Origin of the sequence: Streptomyces sp. CB01580, from assembly GCF_001905795.1 — a bacterium.
GTDB lineage: Bacteria > Actinomycetota > Actinomycetes > Streptomycetales > Streptomycetaceae > Streptomyces.
This window is the reverse complement of sequence record NZ_LIXJ01000001.1, coordinates 452,916-469,001: the sequence shown is the minus strand read 5'-3', so window position 1 is coordinate 469,001 and position 16,086 is coordinate 452,916. Positions and strand designations below refer to the sequence as shown.

15 protein-coding genes are annotated in these 16,086 nt (G+C 71.8%); 11 read left to right on the top strand and 4 right to left on the bottom strand.

Going from position 1 to position 16,086, the window contains the following annotated elements; translation table 11 throughout:
• Nucleotides 1–59: 59 nt before the first annotated feature.
• The 4 genes from idi to galE all read right to left on the bottom strand — a co-directional run bounded on the left by idi (nucleotide 60) and on the right by galE (nucleotide 3,537).
• Entirely contained in the window at nucleotides 60–653 is a 594-nt protein-coding gene (idi, locus tag AMK22_RS01770; RefSeq protein WP_073781376.1) for an isopentenyl-diphosphate Delta-isomerase, read from the bottom strand.
• A gap of 146 nt (nucleotides 654–799) precedes the next feature.
• The gene (locus AMK22_RS01765; protein WP_443333262.1) at nucleotides 800–1,387 is read right to left on the bottom strand and encodes a GNAT family N-acetyltransferase; all 588 of its coding nucleotides are present in this window, start codon (nucleotides 1,385–1,387) and stop codon (nucleotides 800–802) included.
• A 52-nt stretch (nucleotides 1,388–1,439) separates the two neighbouring features.
• Nucleotides 1,440–2,381: a cation diffusion facilitator family transporter gene (locus AMK22_RS01760; protein WP_073781375.1), complete on the bottom strand. Its 942-nt coding sequence runs from the start codon at nucleotides 2,379–2,381 to the stop codon at nucleotides 1,440–1,442.
• Nucleotides 2,382–2,547: 166 nt separating this feature from the next.
• Entirely contained in the window at nucleotides 2,548–3,537 is a 990-nt protein-coding gene (galE, locus tag AMK22_RS01755; protein WP_073781374.1) for a UDP-glucose 4-epimerase GalE, read from the bottom strand.
• Nucleotides 3,538–4,220: 683 nt separating this feature from the next.
• Between galE and AMK22_RS01750 the strand changes: the two genes are divergently transcribed.
• The 11 genes from AMK22_RS01750 (at nucleotide 4,221) to AMK22_RS01700 (ending at nucleotide 16,069) form a co-directional block, all read left to right on the top strand.
• Nucleotides 4,221–5,894, top strand: coding sequence for a DUF5941 domain-containing protein (locus tag AMK22_RS01750; protein ID WP_242433809.1), 1,674 nt, complete (start codon nucleotides 4,221–4,223; stop codon nucleotides 5,892–5,894).
• Entirely contained in the window at nucleotides 5,891–6,628 is a 738-nt protein-coding gene (locus AMK22_RS01745; RefSeq protein ID WP_073781372.1) for a phosphocholine cytidylyltransferase family protein, read from the top strand. Before AMK22_RS01750 ends, AMK22_RS01745 begins: the two co-directional genes overlap by 4 nt.
• On the top strand, nucleotides 6,616–7,677 hold the full coding sequence (locus tag AMK22_RS01740; protein ID WP_073781371.1) for an iron-containing alcohol dehydrogenase family protein: 1,062 nt from the start codon (nucleotides 6,616–6,618) through the stop codon (nucleotides 7,675–7,677). The genes AMK22_RS01745 and AMK22_RS01740 overlap by 13 nt, the downstream gene beginning before the upstream one ends.
• Nucleotides 7,655–8,434, top strand: a complete 780-nt coding sequence (locus AMK22_RS01735) for a CDP-alcohol phosphatidyltransferase family protein (RefSeq protein ID WP_073781370.1) — start codon at nucleotides 7,655–7,657, stop codon at nucleotides 8,432–8,434. Before AMK22_RS01740 ends, AMK22_RS01735 begins: the two co-directional genes overlap by 23 nt.
• An 8-nt stretch (nucleotides 8,435–8,442) precedes the next feature.
• The gene (locus tag AMK22_RS01730; protein WP_073781369.1) at nucleotides 8,443–9,315 is read left to right on the top strand and encodes a glycosyltransferase family 2 protein; all 873 of its coding nucleotides are present in this window, start codon (nucleotides 8,443–8,445) and stop codon (nucleotides 9,313–9,315) included.
• 121 nt (nucleotides 9,316–9,436) lie between these two features.
• On the top strand, nucleotides 9,437–10,366 hold the full coding sequence (locus AMK22_RS01725; protein WP_073781368.1) for an ABC transporter permease: 930 nt from the start codon (nucleotides 9,437–9,439) through the stop codon (nucleotides 10,364–10,366).
• Nucleotides 10,359–11,144, top strand: coding sequence for an ABC transporter ATP-binding protein (locus tag AMK22_RS01720; protein ID WP_073781367.1), 786 nt, complete (start codon nucleotides 10,359–10,361; stop codon nucleotides 11,142–11,144). The genes AMK22_RS01725 and AMK22_RS01720 overlap by 8 nt, the downstream gene beginning before the upstream one ends.
• A gap of 453 nt (nucleotides 11,145–11,597) precedes the next feature.
• A complete protein-coding gene (hpnC, locus tag AMK22_RS01715) occupies nucleotides 11,598–12,518 on the top strand; it encodes a squalene synthase HpnC (RefSeq protein ID WP_073781366.1) in 921 nt (306 codons plus the stop codon).
• Nucleotides 12,515–13,468, top strand: a complete 954-nt coding sequence (gene hpnD, locus AMK22_RS01710; RefSeq protein WP_199883093.1) for a presqualene diphosphate synthase HpnD — start codon at nucleotides 12,515–12,517, stop codon at nucleotides 13,466–13,468. The genes hpnC and hpnD overlap by 4 nt, the downstream gene beginning before the upstream one ends.
• 112 nt (nucleotides 13,469–13,580) lie before the next feature.
• Complete coding sequence (hpnE, locus tag AMK22_RS01705; protein ID WP_073781365.1) at nucleotides 13,581–14,969, top strand: hydroxysqualene dehydroxylase HpnE; 1,389 nt, start codon at nucleotides 13,581–13,583, stop codon at nucleotides 14,967–14,969.
• Entirely contained in the window at nucleotides 14,966–16,069 is a 1,104-nt protein-coding gene (locus AMK22_RS01700) for a polyprenyl synthetase family protein (protein WP_073781364.1), read from the top strand. The genes hpnE and AMK22_RS01700 overlap by 4 nt, the downstream gene beginning before the upstream one ends.
• Nucleotides 16,070–16,086: the final 17 nt, after the last annotated feature.

Genomic DNA, 16,086 nt, shown 5'->3' with positions numbered 1-16,086 from the left:
GGCCGACCGGCGCGGGCACCCGGTGACACGGCTCGCGCGAACACCGGGTGCCCCGCCCGCTACCAGCCGGCGGACGGCCCGGTCAGTTCCCTGACGGCAGGGCGGGCGGCGTCCAGCACCGTCATGAACCAGGCCGAGAACGGTGCCTCGGAATGCCGTTCGGCCAGCTCCTCGGCCGTGACGAACGCGGTCTCGCCGACCTCCTCCGGGTCCGGCCGCAGCCGGTCCTGCACCATGCCGACGAAGAGATGGTTGAACTCCTGCTCCACCAGTCCGGAAGCCGGGTCAGGGTGGTTGTAGCGGACCGTGCCGGCCTCGGCCAGCAGCGAGGGCGAGATGCCGAGTTCCTCGTGCGTACGCCGGGCGGCGGCGGCGAAGGGCGCCTCACCGGGGTACGGGTGGCCGCAGCAGGTGTTCGACCAGACGCCGGGGGAGTGGTACTTGCCGAGTGCGCGCCGCTGGAGCAGCAGCCGGCCCCGCTCGTCGAAGAGGAACACCGAGAAGGCCCGGTGCAGCCGACCCGGCGGCTGGTGGGCGGAGAGCTTCTCCGCCGTGCCGATGGTGGTGCCGTTCTCGTCGACCAGTTCGAGCATGATCGCTTCTGCTGTGCCGTTCGACGAGCTGTGCGCCGCGGTGGCTGGTGTGGTCGGCATACCCATCCTTCGCTATGGTCCCGGCCCGGTGCGCCGGTCCCGTCGAGTCCGCTCAAGTCTGCCGTACAAAAGCCGCTTGTCCGCACTGCGGGTCCGACATGTCCGGACCCGGTGCCGCCCCGGCCGCGGGCGGCGCCGGAAGGCCCTCAGACGCCGAACGCGGCCGGGTAGTGGATCGTGCCCCGCGGCACCGGCGCGGACGGGGCGAGGACCAGGGCCATCATCGCCTCGTCCGGGACGTCGAAGGCCGGCCGGATTCCGTACCGGGACGCCGGTACGAAGCCGAAGCGCGGGTAGTAGGCGGGGTGGCCGAGCACCAGGACGACGGACTCGGCCCGCAGCCGGGCGGCGTCGAGCGCGGCCCGCACCGCGGCCTGCCCGGCGCCCCGCCGCTGTTGTTCCGGGGCGGTCGCCACCGGCGCCAGGGCGAGGACCGGGGCGTCCCCGACCCGGCACCGGGTCAGCAGCGCGTACGCCGCGACGGCACCGTCCCCGCCGAGGGCGACATGTCCGAGACCGGGCAGCCAGGCCGACGGATCGGCGCGCAGCGCGTCGACGAGAGCCGCCTCGGCCGGCGTCGGGAAGGCGGCGGTGACGACCGCGCGCACGGCCCCGGCGTCCTCCGGGTTCTCCGGCCGGGTCGTCCAGAGGGGAGCGCCCCGCCCCTCGCGCCCCGCCGTGCCGGGGGCGGGGGAGCGTTGCTCGGAACGGGCGGCGTGGTCGTGGTCGTTCACCTGGTGTCCCTTCGCGTTCGACGGCTCCGGTCGGCTGTCGGCCGTCCGTTCCTCAGTGACACAGTCCCGCCTCGTGTTCGGCGTGGCCGCTCGGTTCCAGCTGGAACGTGCAGTGCTCGACGTCGAAGTGGTCACCGAGGCATCCCTGGAGCTCGTGGAGGAGCTTCTCGTGGCCGACCGAGTCCAGCACGTCCTGGCTCACCACCACATGGGCCGAGAGTACCGGCATCCCCGAGGTGATCGTCCAGGCGTGCAGGTCATGGACGTCCAGGACGCCGGGCAGCGCCGTGATGTGGGCCCGTACCTCACCCATGTCCACGCCCTTCGGAGCCGCCTCCAGCAGCACGTTGAGCGTCTCCCGGAGGAGTTTCACGGTACGCGGGACGATCATCAGGCCGATCACCAGCGAGGCGACCGGGTCGGCGGCCTGCCAGCCGGTGGCCAGGATGACACCCGCCGAGATCAGTACGGCGACCGAGCCGAGCGTGTCCGCGAGCACCTCCAGATACGCGCCGCGCACATTGAGGCTCTCCTTCTGCCCGCGCAGCAGCAGCGAGAGGGAGACGATGTTGGCGGCCATGCCGATCAGCGCGAAGACGATCGTCAGCCCGCCCCTGGTCTCGGCGGGGGTGATGAAGCGCTGGATCGCCTCGAAGAGCAGGAAACCGCCCACCCCGAGCAGTAGCAGACAGTTGGCCAGGGCCGCCAGGATCTCGGCGCGGGCGAAGCCGAAGGTGCGGTTGAGCCCGGCGGGCCGGTTGGCGAAGTGGATCGCCAGCAGGGCCATGCCCAGTCCCAGGGCGTCGGTCGCCATATGGGCCGCGTCGGCGATCAGGGCGAGCGAGTCGGCGAGCAGCCCCCCGACGATCTCCACGGTCATCACCGTGAGCGTGATGCCCAGCGCGATCCGCAGCCTCCCCCGGTACGCGGCGGCGGCCGTGCCGGTGGGCGGCGGCCCGCCGTGAGTGTGTCCGTGATCGTGCCCTGCCCCCATGGGGACGCCTCCCGATCGTCTCGTGGACTCGGGCGCGGTCGGCCCGAGCACTGTCAGTGAACTACGGGTGGGGGGTATCGGGCAACACGGCACTGAACACCGTTGTCATGTGCCCTGACCTGCGGAAATGCTTGCAGGTCAGGGCAGCGGAGTGATCACCGGAAGGTCAGTTCGCGCGCGCCTCGGGATGCTGGAGGCACCAGCCGGCCCAGGCGGATTCGATCATTTCGCGCACGTCGTGCCGGGCCGTCCACCCGAGGTCCCCGGACATCCGGGCGGCGGACGCGACGGCCTTCGCGCCGTCGCCGGGGCGGCGCGCCTCCACCACGGCCGGCGTGTGCCGCCCGGTGACCTCGCTCACGAGATCGGCGATCTCCCGCACCGACACCCCCTCGCCGCGGCCGATGTTCACGGTCAGGTCACCGGCGTCGCCTCCGGCCCGTGCGGCCAGGCTCCGGGCGACGGCCAGATGCGCCTCGGCGAGGTCGGCGACGTGGATGTAGTCGCGGACGCCGGTGCCGTCGGGGGTGGCGTAGTCGTCACCGAAGATCCGGGGGGCCTCGCCCCGGGTCAGCCGTTCGAAGAACATCGGGATCACGTTGTAGGCGCCCGTGTCCGCCAGTTCCGGCGTCGCCGCCCCGGCCACGTTGAAGTAGCGCAGACAGGCGGTGGACAGCCCGTGCGCCCGCCCGGTCGCGCGGACCAGCCACTCCCCGGCGAGCTTCGTCTCGCCGTACGGGCTGATCGGGGCGCAGGGTGTCTCCTCGGTGATCAGTTCCACATCCGGCACGCCGTAGACGGAGGCGGAGGAGGAGAACAGGAAGCTCCGCACCCCGGCCGCGACGACCGCCTCCAGCAGCGTGGTCAGCCCGGCCAGGTTCTCCCGGTAGTACAGCAGCGGCCGCTCGACGGACTCCCCGACCTGCTTCTTCCCCGCGAGATGCACCACACCCGTCACCGCGTGCCGCTCCAGCACCTCGTCGAGCAGCGCACGGTCGGCCACCGAGCCCTCGACCAGCGGCACAGCGGCCGGGAGCCGTCGGGCGACGCCGGTCGACAGGTCGTCGAGGACGACGACCCGCTCACCGGCTCCCGCCATGGACCGCACCACATGTGCGCCGATGTACCCCGCCCCGCCTGTGATCAGCCAAGTCATACGGACCAGCCTAGTGCTGTGGCCGGAAGGGTTTGCCGGGAAGCTCGCGGCGTCCGGTGCGGTGCATCGCAAGGCGGAGGATTGCCCGCGTACTGGACGTACTCGGGTGATGAGACAACGCGGCGAGGTGCCGTGCCGGACGCCGCGAGCCGGTGAACCTTTCCGGCCACAGCACTGGGGTGTGCCCCGGCGGCGGCTGCCGTCCCCGGAGCGGCCGGGCGGTCCCGCGTACACCGCGGCGGGCGAGGCCCGGGACGTCGTGGCCGGGCTGCTTCGTCCCCGGTGGGAGCGTTCCCGCCCGATCCGGGCGGGAAGGCCCGGATCCGTGCCACCGCGTTTTGTCAGTCGAGGCGGGGATCGACGATGATGATCGCGGGCAGTGCCGGATGATGCCGGTCCGCCCCGAACGGAGCACGAACGGGCGGTGAACTCCCGCTTCCGTTCATCCGATAGCCTCTGCCGACGTGCCGTCGGCCCGCTTCCGGGCCGCGTCGCAGCGCGCCGACCCCGTCAGCACCAAGGAGTGAGTTCGTCTGTCGACCGCCATCCTCACCGGTGCTCCGGTACCCGGATCCTCGCTCGCGGACGATCTGCGGTCACTGGGCTTCGACGTACAGGCCGCCGCCGACGCGAGCGAGGCCGCACGGCTCCTCGCGGCCGTTCCCGCCGATCGCCGCGTCGCTCTGGTCGACCCGCGCCTCGTCGGCCACGTCCACGCCCTCCGGCTCGGACTGACCGACCCGCGCTTCCCCGCGGCCGCGGTCCCCGGAGCGCTCACCGCGCAGCCGGAGGCCCGCCCCGTGCTCGTCCGGGCCCTGGGGACCGCCGCCGACTCCGGCGGCGCCGCGGCCCCCGGCACGACCGTGACGACGGTCACCGACCACACCCTGCCGGGCCGCGTCGCCGGCCTCCTGGACGCCGAGGGCATACCCGTGCAGCGCCCCGAGCTGGGCTCGCTGGTCGCCGCCGTACCGTCCGACGCGTCAGCGCGCGCCGAGGCCGAGAGCGCCGTCGCGGCCGTCGACGACGAGGCGGTGCGGCTGCGCAGCGCCGTGAAGTCCCGCGACGGCTTCTTCACCACGTTCTTCATCAGCCCCTACTCCCGCTACATCGCCCGCTGGTGCGCGCGGCGCGGGCTCACCCCCAACCAGGTCACCACGGCGTCCCTGCTGACCGCCCTGATCGCGGCCGGCAGTGCGGCCACCGGCACCCGCGCGGGCTTCGTCGCGGCCGGGGTGCTGCTGCTCCTCTCCTTCGTCCTGGACTGCACCGACGGGCAGCTCGCCCGCTACTCGCTCCAGTACTCGACGCTGGGCGCCTGGCTGGACGCCACCTTCGACCGGGCCAAGGAGTACGCGTACTACGCGGGGCTCGCCCTCGGAGCCGCCCGGGGCGGGGACGACGTCTGGGCGCTGGCACTCGGCGCCATGGTCCTCCAGACCTGCCGGCACGTCGTCGACTTCTCGTTCAACGAGGCCAACCACGACGCGGTGGGCAATTCAAGCCCCACGGCCGCCCTCTCCGACCGGCTCGACAGCGTCGGCTGGACGGTGTGGCTGCGCCGGATGATAGTGCTGCCGATCGGGGAGCGCTGGGCCATGATCGCGGTGCTCACCGCGGCGACCACCCCCCGGATCGTCTTCTACGCCCTGCTCGTCGGCTGCGCCTTCGCCGCCTGCTACACCACCGCGGGCCGGCTGCTGCGCTCGTTGACCCGCAGGGCCGGGCGCACCGACCGGGCCGCCCGGGCCCTGGCCGACCTCGCCGACTCCGGCCCGCTCGCCCAGGCCGTCGCGGCGTTCGGTCCCAGGCTCGGCGGCAGCTGGAACGCCCCCGTCGCGGCCCTGCTCGCCGGAGCGCTCATGATCGCCTCCGCGCTCTCCCAGCCGTTCGGGAGCTGGCACACCATCCTCGCGGCCGTCGTGTACGCGATGTTCTCCGGCATGGCCGTCTCCCGCCCCCTCAAGGGCACCCTGGACTGGCTCGTACCCCCGATATTCAGGGCGGCCGAGTACTGCACGATCCTGATCCTCGCCGCCCGCAGCGACGTCCCCGGGGCCCTTCCGGCGGCGTTCGGGCTGGTCTCGGCCGTCGCCTACCATCACTACGACACCGTCTACCGCATTCGCGGAGGCACTGGCGCGCCGCCCCGGTGGCTGGTGCGCACGATCGGCGGGCACGAGGGCCGCACCCTGGTGGTGGCCGTACTCGCCGCCGTACTGACCCGGCATTCGGCGTTCACCACGGCACTCGCCGTGTGCGCGGCGGCCGTGGCGCTGGTGGTGCTCGTGGAGTCGATCCGCTTCTGGGTGTCCTCCGGAGCACCCGCCGTTCACGACGAAGGAGAACCCGCATGATCGGCCTCGTACTGGCAGCCGGTGCCGGACGGCGACTGCGCCCCTACACCGACACGCTCCCGAAGGCCCTCGTGCCGGTGGACGGCGAGAAGACGGTCCTGGACCTCACGCTCGCCAACTTCGCGGAGATCGGTCTCACCGAGGCGGCCATCGTCGTCGGCTACCGCAAGGAGGCCGTGTACGCGCGCAAGGCCGAGTTCGAGGAGAAGTACGGCCTCGCCCTCACCCTGATCGACAACGACAAGGCCGAGGAGTGGAACAACGCCTACTCCCTGTGGTGCGCCCGCGACGTCCTCGCCCGCGGCGTCATCCTGGCCAACGGCGACACCGTCCACCCGGTCTCCGTCGAGAAGACCCTGCTCGCCGCCCGCGGCAACGGGCAGAGGATCATCCTGGCGCTCGACACCGTGAAGCGCCTCGCCGACGAGGAGATGAAGGTCGTCACCGAGGACGGCAGGGGTGTGCGCTCCATCACCAAGCTGATGGACCCGGCCACCGCGACCGGCGAGTACATCGGCGTCACCCTCATCGAGCCGGAGGCCGCCGCCGACCTCGCCGACGCCCTGAAGGCGACGTATCTGCGCGACCCGGACCTCTACTACGAGGACGGCTACCAGGAACTCGTCAACCGCGGCTTCACCGTCGACGTGGCCCCCATCGGCGAAGTGACGTGGGTCGAGATCGACAACCACGACGACCTCGCGAAGGGCCGTGAGATCGCGTGCCAGTACTGACCCGGCTCATTCCGTCCCCGGTCGTCGTCGACATCAGCTGCGGCGCCCTGGACGATCTGGCCGGCCTCCTCGCCGACCAGCGGATCTCCACCTCAGGCAAGCTCGCCGTCGCGATAAGCGACGGGTCGGGGCGCGCGCTGCGCGAGCGGCTGGCGCCCGCACTGCCCGGTGCCCACTGGTACCCGGTCACCGACGGCACCCTCGACTCGGCGGTCAAGCTCGCCGACGACATCAAGGGCAACCGGTACGACGCCGTGGTCGGCCTCGGCGGCGGCAAGATCATCGACGTGGCGAAGTACGCCGCGGCGCGCGTGGGGCTGCCCCTGGTCGCAGTGGCCACGAACCTCGCCCACGACGGGCTCTGCTCGCCGGTCGCCACCCTCGACAACGACAACGGACGGGGCTCCTACGGGGTCCCCACCCCGATCGCCGTCGTCATCGACCTCGACATCGTCCGTGAGGCACCGGCCCGTTTCGTGCGCTCCGGCATCGGCGACGCGGTCTCCAACATCTCCTGCGTGGCCGACTGGGAGCTCGCCCACGACGTGCGGGGAGAGGAGATCGACGGCCTCGCCGCGGCCATGGCCCGGCAGGCCGGCGAGGCCGTGCTGCGCCACCCCGGCGGGATCGGCGACGACGGCTTCCTCAAGGTGCTGGCCGAGGGCCTCGTGCTGACCGGCATCTCCATGTCGGTGGCAGGAGACTCCCGGCCCGCCTCGGGCGCCTGCCACGAGATCAACCACGCCTTCGACCTGCTGTACCCCAGGCGTGCGGCCAGCCATGGGGAGCAGGTCGGCATCGGCGCCTGCTTCGCCATGCACCTGCGCGGCGCGCGCGAGGAGTCGCGGCACATGGTGGCCACCCTGCGTCGTCACGGCCTGCCCGTGCGGCCCGAGGAGATCGGTTTCACCGCCGACGAGTTCGTCCGGGCCGTCGAGTACGCCCCGCAGACCCGTCCGGGGCGCTTCACCATCCTCGAACACCTCAACCTGTCCACCGACCAGATCAGGGACGCGTACGCCGACTATGCAAAAGCCATCGATAGCTGAACTCCGCCCGGTCGTGCACCCCCCGGGCGTGAAGGACCGGCGCAGCGGTGAGCACTGGGCAGGTCGGCTCTACATGCGCGAGATCTCCCTGCGCGTGGACCGGCACCTGGTGAACACCCGGGTCACGCCCAACCAGCTGACCTACGTGATGACCGTCGCGGGCGTGCTGGCCGCGCCCGCCCTGCTCGTCCCGGGCATCCCCGGGGCGCTGCTCGGCGTGCTGATGGTCCAGCTCTACCTGCTGCTCGACTGCGTCGACGGCGAGGTGGCCCGCTGGAAGAAGCAGTTCTCGCTGGGCGGGGTCTACCTGGACCGGGTCGGCGCCTACCTCTGCGACGCGGCCGTCCTCGTCGGCTTCGGTCTGCGTGCCGCGGACCCGTGGGGCCACGGACGGATCGACTGGCTGTGGGCCTTCCTGGGCACCCTCGCGGCCCTCGGCGCCATCCTGATCAAGGCCGAGACCGACCTCGTCGGCGTCGCGCGCCACCAGGGCGGACTGCCGCCGGTCAAGGAGGCCGCCTCCGAGCCGCGCTCGTCCGGCATGGCGCTCGCCCGCCGGGCCGCCGCCGCGCTCAAGTTCCACCGGCTGATCCTCGGCGTGGAAGCCTCCCTGGTGGTCCTGGTGGCGGCGGTGTTCGACGCGGTCAGGGACGACCTGTTCGTCAGCCGCCTTCTGGTCGCGGTCCTGGCCGGCATCGCGCTGCTGCAGACCCTCCTGCATCTCGTGTCGATCCTCGCGTCGAGCAGGTTGAAGTGAGCACATCCATGAAACTCGGCGCGGTCATCATCACGATGGGCAACCGCCCCGAGGAACTGCGGGCCCTCCTGGATTCGGTCGCCGAGCAGGAGGGCGACCGGATCGAGATCGTGGTCGTCGGCAACGGCGCCCCCGTGCCCGACGTCCCCGCGGGCGTACGCACCGTTGAGCTGCCCGAGAACCTGGGCATCCCCGGTGGTCGGAACGTCGGGATCGAGGCGTTCGGCCCGTCCGGTGCCGATGTGGACGCACTGCTCTTCCTCGACGACGACGGGCTGCTGCCGCTCACCGACACCGCCGAGCTGTGCCGGCAGGCGTTCGAGGCCGACCCCCGGCTGGGGATCATCAGCTTCCGCATCGCCGACCCGGACACCGGCGTCACCCAGCGGCGCCACGTGCCGCGCCTGCGCGCGTCCGACCCGATGCGCTCCTCGCGGGTGACGACCTTCCTCGGCGGCGCCAACGCCGTGCGCACCAAGGTCTTCGCCGAGGTCGGACCGCTGCCCGGGCAGTTCTTCTACGCGCACGAGGAGACCGACCTCGCCTGGCGGGCGCTGGACGCCGGCTGGATGATCGACTACCGCGCGGACATGGTCCTCGACCACCCGACGACGGCCCCCTCGCGGCACGCCGTGTACCACCGGATGGTGGCCCGCAACCGGGTCTGGCTGGCGCGCCGCAATCTGCCCGCGCCCCTGGTTCCCGTCTACCTCGGCGTGTGGCTGCTGCTGACCCTGGTGCGCAAGCCCTCCGGCCCGGCCCTGAAGGCGTGGTTCGGCGGCTTCAAGGAGGGCTGGTCCACTCCGTGCGGCACCCGTCGTCCGATGAAGTGGCGCACGGTATGGCGGCTGACCAGGCTCGGCCGACCTCCCGTGATCTGAGAGTCTCCTTCTCTGAGAGCATGGGGGGCGACTCCTCTGTACCTCCGTCTCCACGGGACCTGTCCGCTCCGAGCCGCGCCCGCGACCGGCCGCGCATGTTGAATACGAGAGTTTCATTCTGGTGAGTGACACAACCCACGATGGTGCGGTCGCCCTGGGCGCCGCACCATCCGCCGACGACGGCCTGAGCGCGGCCGAGAGGGCCGCCAAGCACGGCCTGACGGTGAGCGGCGCCCGGCCAGGGCTCATCGAGTACATCCGCCAGCTCTGGGGGCGGCGCCACTTCATCGTGGCGTTCTCCCGGGCCAAGCTGACCGCCCAGTACAGCCAGGCGAAGCTGGGCCAGCTGTGGCAGGTGGCCACGCCGCTGCTCAACGCCCTCGTCTACTACCTGATCTTCGGGCTGATCCTGGGGACCAGAAGGGGAATGACCCAGGAGGTCTTCATCCCGTTCCTGGTGACCGGCGTCTTCGTCTTCACCTTCACCCAGAATTCGGTGATGGCCGGTGTGCGGGCGATCTCCGGCAACCTGGGGCTGGTCCGGGCCCTGCACTTCCCCCGGGCCTCGCTCCCGGTCTCGTTCTCGCTCCAGCAGCTCCAGCAGCTGCTGTACTCGATGATCGTGCTGGCAGTCGTGGCCGTCGCCTTCGGCGGCTCCCCGGGCCTGTCCTGGCTGCTGGCCCTCCCGGCGCTGGCCCTTCAGTTCGTCTTCAACACCGGACTGGCGCTGATCATGGCCAGGCTCGGGAGCAAGACCCCCGACCTCGCCCAGCTGATGCCGTTCATCATGCGGACCTGGATGTACGCGTCGGGCGTCATGTTCTCCATCCCGGTGATGCTCGCGAACAAGCCGGCCTGGATCGCCGATGTGCTCCAGTACAACCCGGCGGCCATCTACATGGACCTGATGCGCTTCGCCCTGATCAAGGGCTACGGCGCCGAGAACCTTCCGGCGCACGTCTGGATGGTGGCGCTCGCCTGGGCGGTCGTCGTCGGCGTCGCGGGCTTCGTGTACTTCTGGAAGGCGGAGGAGCGGTACGGCCGTGGCTGAGGACAACACTTCCGGGCGCGTCCCCACCGTCATCGCCGACGACGTGCACATCGTGTACCGCGTCAACGGCGGCGGGGGAGGCCGGGGCAGCGCCACCGCGGCGCTGAGCCGGATACTGCGCCGCGACAAGGGCGAGGGGCGCGGGGTGCGGAAGGTGCACGCCGTGCGCGGTGTCTCCTTCACCGCGTACCGGGGCGAGGCGATCGGCCTCATCGGGACCAACGGCTCCGGCAAGTCCACCCTGCTGCGGGCCATCGCCGGCCTGCTCCCGACCGAGAGCGGCAAGGTGTACACGGACGGCCAGCCGTCACTGCTCGGTGTGAACGCGGCGCTGATGAGCGATCTGACCGGGGAACGCAACGTGGTGCTCGGCGGCCTGGCCATGGGCATGTCGCGCGAGGAGATCCGCGAGCGCTACCAGGAGATCGTCGACTTCTCCGGCATCAACGAGAAGGGCGACTTCATCACGCTGCCGATGCGGACGTACTCCTCCGGCATGGCCGCCCGGCTGCGCTTCTCCATCGCCGCCGCCAAGAACCACGACGTCCTCATGATCGACGAGGCGCTGGCGACCGGCGACCGCAAGTTCCAGATCCGCTCCGAGAAGCGCATCAGGGAACTCCGCAAGGAGGCGGGCACGGTCTTCCTGGTCAGCCACAGCAACAAGTCCATCCGGGACACCTGCGACCGGGTGCTGTGGCTGGAGAAGGGCGAGTTGCTGATGGACGGTCCGACCGACGAGGTCCTCAAGGCGTACGAGCGCGAGACCGGCAAGTAGCCCGTTCCCGCGGCATACCGAATCGGCCTTCGCCGGAGCGCTCCGGCGAAGGCCGATTCGGTGTCCGGACCGTGGACCCGCCGGGGCGTCCTGCACGCCCGGCGGTAGGTGCTGGACAAGATCTCCTCCCGTCGGATGACGTCAAAATCCTTGAGCGCGGGGAAGGTTGGCGGAGCGGGATGTGGTGTGCGCCGGTGCACGACACCCCGTCCGTGCCGACGGGCTCGTACAACGTAAGCTGTACCGGTGCTGATTCGTAGCAAGTGGGGCGATACCGCCTGGCCGTACGGGCCGCAGGCGTGCTCCGCACTCGGCAGAGCGGGCGGCGTGTCCGGAATGGGATGTTTTGGGTCAGCAGTGTAGAACGGGAGATGTGACGGCAATGACGGAAGATCTCCAGCTCCGAGGTGTCCGCGCCGTCCCAGCGCCCCTCCCGGCACAGGGCGGTCCGTGGTGACCCCCACCCGGCAGGCCCGCCCGGCGGCGGCCGTGCCCACCACTCTCGACAAGGCCGCCGACGAGAACTTCCCCGTGGCCCCCTTCTTCCTGCCGCGAGCCTGGCGGGACGACCTGATGGCCGTCTATGGCTACGCCCGGCTCGTCGACGACATCGGCGACGGAGACCTCGCACCCGGCGGCGCGGACGCCCGCCATCTCGGCCTCGCCCCCGAGCAGGCCGACGACCGGCTCGCCCTGCTCGATGCCTTCGAGGCCGACCTGCGCCGGGTCTTCGCCACCACCGGCGACGGCCCGCACCACCCCCTGCTGAGCGCGCTGCGCCCCACCGTGCGGCGCCGCGCGCTCACCCCCGAACCCTTCCTCGGCCTCATCGAGGCGAACCGCCAGGACCAGAAGGTCCGCCGCTACGGGACGTACGAGGAGCTCGCGGCCTACTGCGAGCTCTCCGCCAACCCCGTGGGCCGGCTCGTCCTGCAGATCACCGGCACCGCCAGCCCCGAACGGATCCGCCGCTCCGACGCCGTCTGCACGGCCCTGCAGATCGTCGAGCACCTCCAGGACGTCGCCGAGGACCTCGGGCGCGACCGGATCTACCTGCCCGCCGACGACATGGCCCGGTTCCACGTCCGTGAATCCGACCTCGCCGCCCCCTCGGCGGGCGCGTCGGTGCGTTCGCTGGTCGCGTACGAGGCGGAACGCGCCCGGGAACTGCTGAATGAAGGCACCCCCCTGGTGGGTAGCGTCCACGGCAGGCTCAGGCTGCTTCTCGCCGGATTCGTGGGAGGGGGGCGCGCCGCCCTCTCCGCGATCGCGGCCGCCGGGTTCGACGTCCTGCCCGGACCCCCCAAGCCCACCAAGCCCAGCCTGCTGCGCGAAGTGGGAGTTGTCTTGAGAAGAGCGCGTGGAGAGGGGTGAGCCGGACCGTGGAGGCACAGACGACGCCCATGTCGGCACCGGTACAGGCCGCATACGGATACTGCGAGGCGGTCACCGGACAGCAGGCGCGCAACTTCGCGTACGGCATCAGACTGCTGCCGGCCGAGAAGCGACAGGCCATGTCGGCGCTGTACGCCTTCTCCCGGCGGGTCGACGACATCGGTGACGGCGACCTCGCGCCGGAGACGAAGCGGGCACGCCTGGAGAACACCCGCGAGGTGCTCGACCGGATCCGCGGTGGCGCGGTCGACGAGGACGACACCGACCCGGTGGCCGTCGCGCTCGCCGACGCCGCACGGAGGTTCCCGCTCCCGCTCGGCGGGCTCGACGAACTCATCGACGGCGTGCTGATGGACGTGCGCGGCGCGACGTACGAGACCTGGGACGACCTCAAGGTGTACTGCCGCTGTGTGGCGGGCGCCATCGGCCGCATCAGCCTGGGCATCTTCGGCACCCAGCGGGGCGCCCCCGGCGCCGACCGGGCCGCCGAGTACGCCGACACGCTCGGGCTCGCGCTCCAACTGACGAACATCCTGCGCGACGTCCGCGAGGACGCCGGCAACGGACGCACCTACCTGCCCGCCGACGACCTCGCCAAGTTCGGCTGCTCGGCCGGCTTCCACGCGGCCACCCCGCCGTCCGGCGCCGACTTCGCGGGGCTGGTGCACTTCGAGGTCCGCCGGGCCCGCACGCTGTTCGCCGAGGGATACCGGCTGCTGCCGATGCTGGACCGGCGCAGCGGAGCCTGTGTCGCGGCCATGGCAGGCATCTACCGGCGGCTGCTCGACCGCATCGAGCGCGACCCCGTGGCGGTGCTGCGCGGCCGGGTGTCGCTGCCCGGCCACGAGAAGGCGTACGTCGCGGTGCGCGGGCTCTCCGGACTCGACACGCGACACGTGTCCCGACGGACGGTCAGGAGGCGTGTCTGATGCGAAGCACGGACATCTCGCGCACCATGTGCATCACGGGCAGGCTTCCGTGCTCAACCCTCGGCCGTACCGACGCGTCCCTGACTGAAGCGACCCGACGAAAGGAGGACGCATGACGGACGACGCCCTGCGTTCCTCCCGCGCGGTGGTGATCGGCGGCGGACTCGCCGGCATCACCGCCGCTCTGCGACTGGCCGATGCCGGGCTCGAGGTGACCGTGCTCGAAGGGCGGCCCCGGCTCGGCGGACTCGCCTTCTCCTTCCGGCGCGGCGAACTGACCGTCGACAACGGACACCATGTCTACCTGCGCTGCTGCACCGCCTACCGCTGGTTCCTCGACCGCGTCGGCGGCACGAGCCTCGCGCCCCTGCAGAACCGTTTGGACGTGCCCGTTCTCGACGTCGGCCGACCCTCGGGGCCCAGGCTGGGACGACTGCGCCGCAACGACCTGCCGGTGCCGTTCCACCTCGCGGCCGGACTCGCCGGCTATCCCCACCTCTCGCTCGCCGAACGCGCGAGCGTCGGACGCGCCGCGCTCGCGCTGGGCCGCCTGGACCCGGAGGACCCCGCCCTCGACACCGTCGACTTCGGCAGCTGGCTGGCCCGGCACGGTCAGTCGCCGCGCACCGTCGAGGCGCTGTGGGACCTGGTCGGCGTCGCCACGCTCAACGCCACCGCCCCGAACTCCTCCCTGGCCCTGGCCGCGAAGGTCTTCAAGACCGGCCTCCTCTCGGAGCCCGGAGCCGCCGACATCGGCTGGGCGGGCGTACCCCTCGGCGAGATCCACGACACCCTCGCCCGCGCGGCACTCGACGCCGTCGGAGTCCGCGTCGAACTGCGCACCAAGGCGACCTCCCTCACTCGTACGGAGCAGGGCGGCTGGAGCGTCGGCACCGACGGCGAACGGATCGACGCGGACGCCGTCGTCCTCGCCGTCCCGCAGCGCGAGACCCACGGTCTGCTGCCCGCCGGAGCGATCGACGCACCGGACCGGCTGCTCGACATCGGCACCTCACCGATCCTGAACGTGCACGTGGTCTACGACCGCAAGGTGCTGCGCCGCCCGTTCTTCACCGCGCTCGGCTCCCCGGTGCAGTGGGTCTTCGACCGTACGGAGGCATCCGGCCTCACCGGCCCCGGGCAGTACCTCGCGGTGTCCCAGTCCGCGGCGGACGAGGAGATCGACCTCCCCGTGGCCGAACTGCGCGGGCGCTACCTGCCCGAGCTGGAGCGCCTCCTCCCGGCCGCCCGCACCGCAGGGATCAGGGACTTCTTCGTCACCCGGGAACGCGCGGCGACCTTCGCCCCCGCACCCGGCGTCGGCCGACTGCGGCCCGGTGCCCGCACCCGCCTCCCCGGCCTCGGCCTGGCGGGCGCGTGGACGGCCACCGGCTGGCCCGCGACGATGGAGGGCGCCGTCCGCAGCGGATCGAGCGCCGCGGACGTCGCGCTGAGGGCGCTGGGCCGCTCCCATGAACATCCGCTGCAGGAGGCGGCATGAGCAGTACCACCGGAACAAGAGGAGAGTCAGTGACCCCGGCGAATCCGGCTTTCGACACCGTGGCCGACACCACGGACGTCACCGCGCTTCTGGAGCGCGGACGGGCCCTTTCCACGCCGGTGCTCCGGGCCGCTGTGGACCGGCTCGCACCGCCCATGGACACCGTCGCCGCCTACCACTTCGGCTGGATCGACGCCCAGGGACAGCCCTCCGCCGGCGACGGCGGCAAGGCCGTCCGCCCGGCGCTCGCCCTGCTGTCCTCGGAGGCGGCGGGCGCCGCACCCGAGGCCGGCGTCCCCGGCGCCGTGGCCGTCGAACTCGTGCACAACTTCTCGTTGCTGCACGACGACCTGATGGACGGCGACGAACAGCGCCGCCACCGCGACACGGTCTGGAAGGTGCACGGCCCCGCCCAGGCGATCCTGGTCGGCGACGCGCTGTTCGCGCTCGCCAACGAGGTCCTGCTGGAGCTCGGCACCCCCGAGGCGGGCCGCGCGACCCGCCGGCTGACCGTCGCCACCCGCAAGCTCATCGACGGACAGGCCCAGGACATCTCCTACGAGCACCGCGAACGGGTCACCGTCGAGGAGTGCCTGGAGATGGAGGGCAACAAGACCGGCGCCCTGCTCGCCTGTGCCTGCTCCATCGGTGCGGTCCTCGGTGGCGCCGACGACCGCACCGCCGACACCCTGGAGGCGTACGGCTACCACCTCGGCCTCGCCTTCCAGGCCGTCGACGACGTGCTCGGCATCTGGGGCGACCCCGAGTCCACCGGCAAGCAGACGTGGAGCGACCTGCGCCAGCGCAAGAAGTCCCTCCCGGTCGTCGCCGCGCTCGCGGCGGGCGGACCGGCCTCGCGACAGCTGGGCGAACTGCTCGCCGCCGACGCCAAGAGCACCGATTTCGACAGCTTCTCCGAAGAGGAGTTCGCCGCCCGCGCGGCACTCATCGAGGAGGCGGGCGGCCGCGAATGGACCGCCCAGGAGGCGCGTCGCCAGCACGCGGTCGCCGTCGAGGCACTGCACCGCGTCGACATGCCGGAAACCGTGCGGGCGCAGCTCACGGCGCTCGCGGACTTCGTCGTCGTACGAAAGAGATGATCGCCATCTGCTCCATA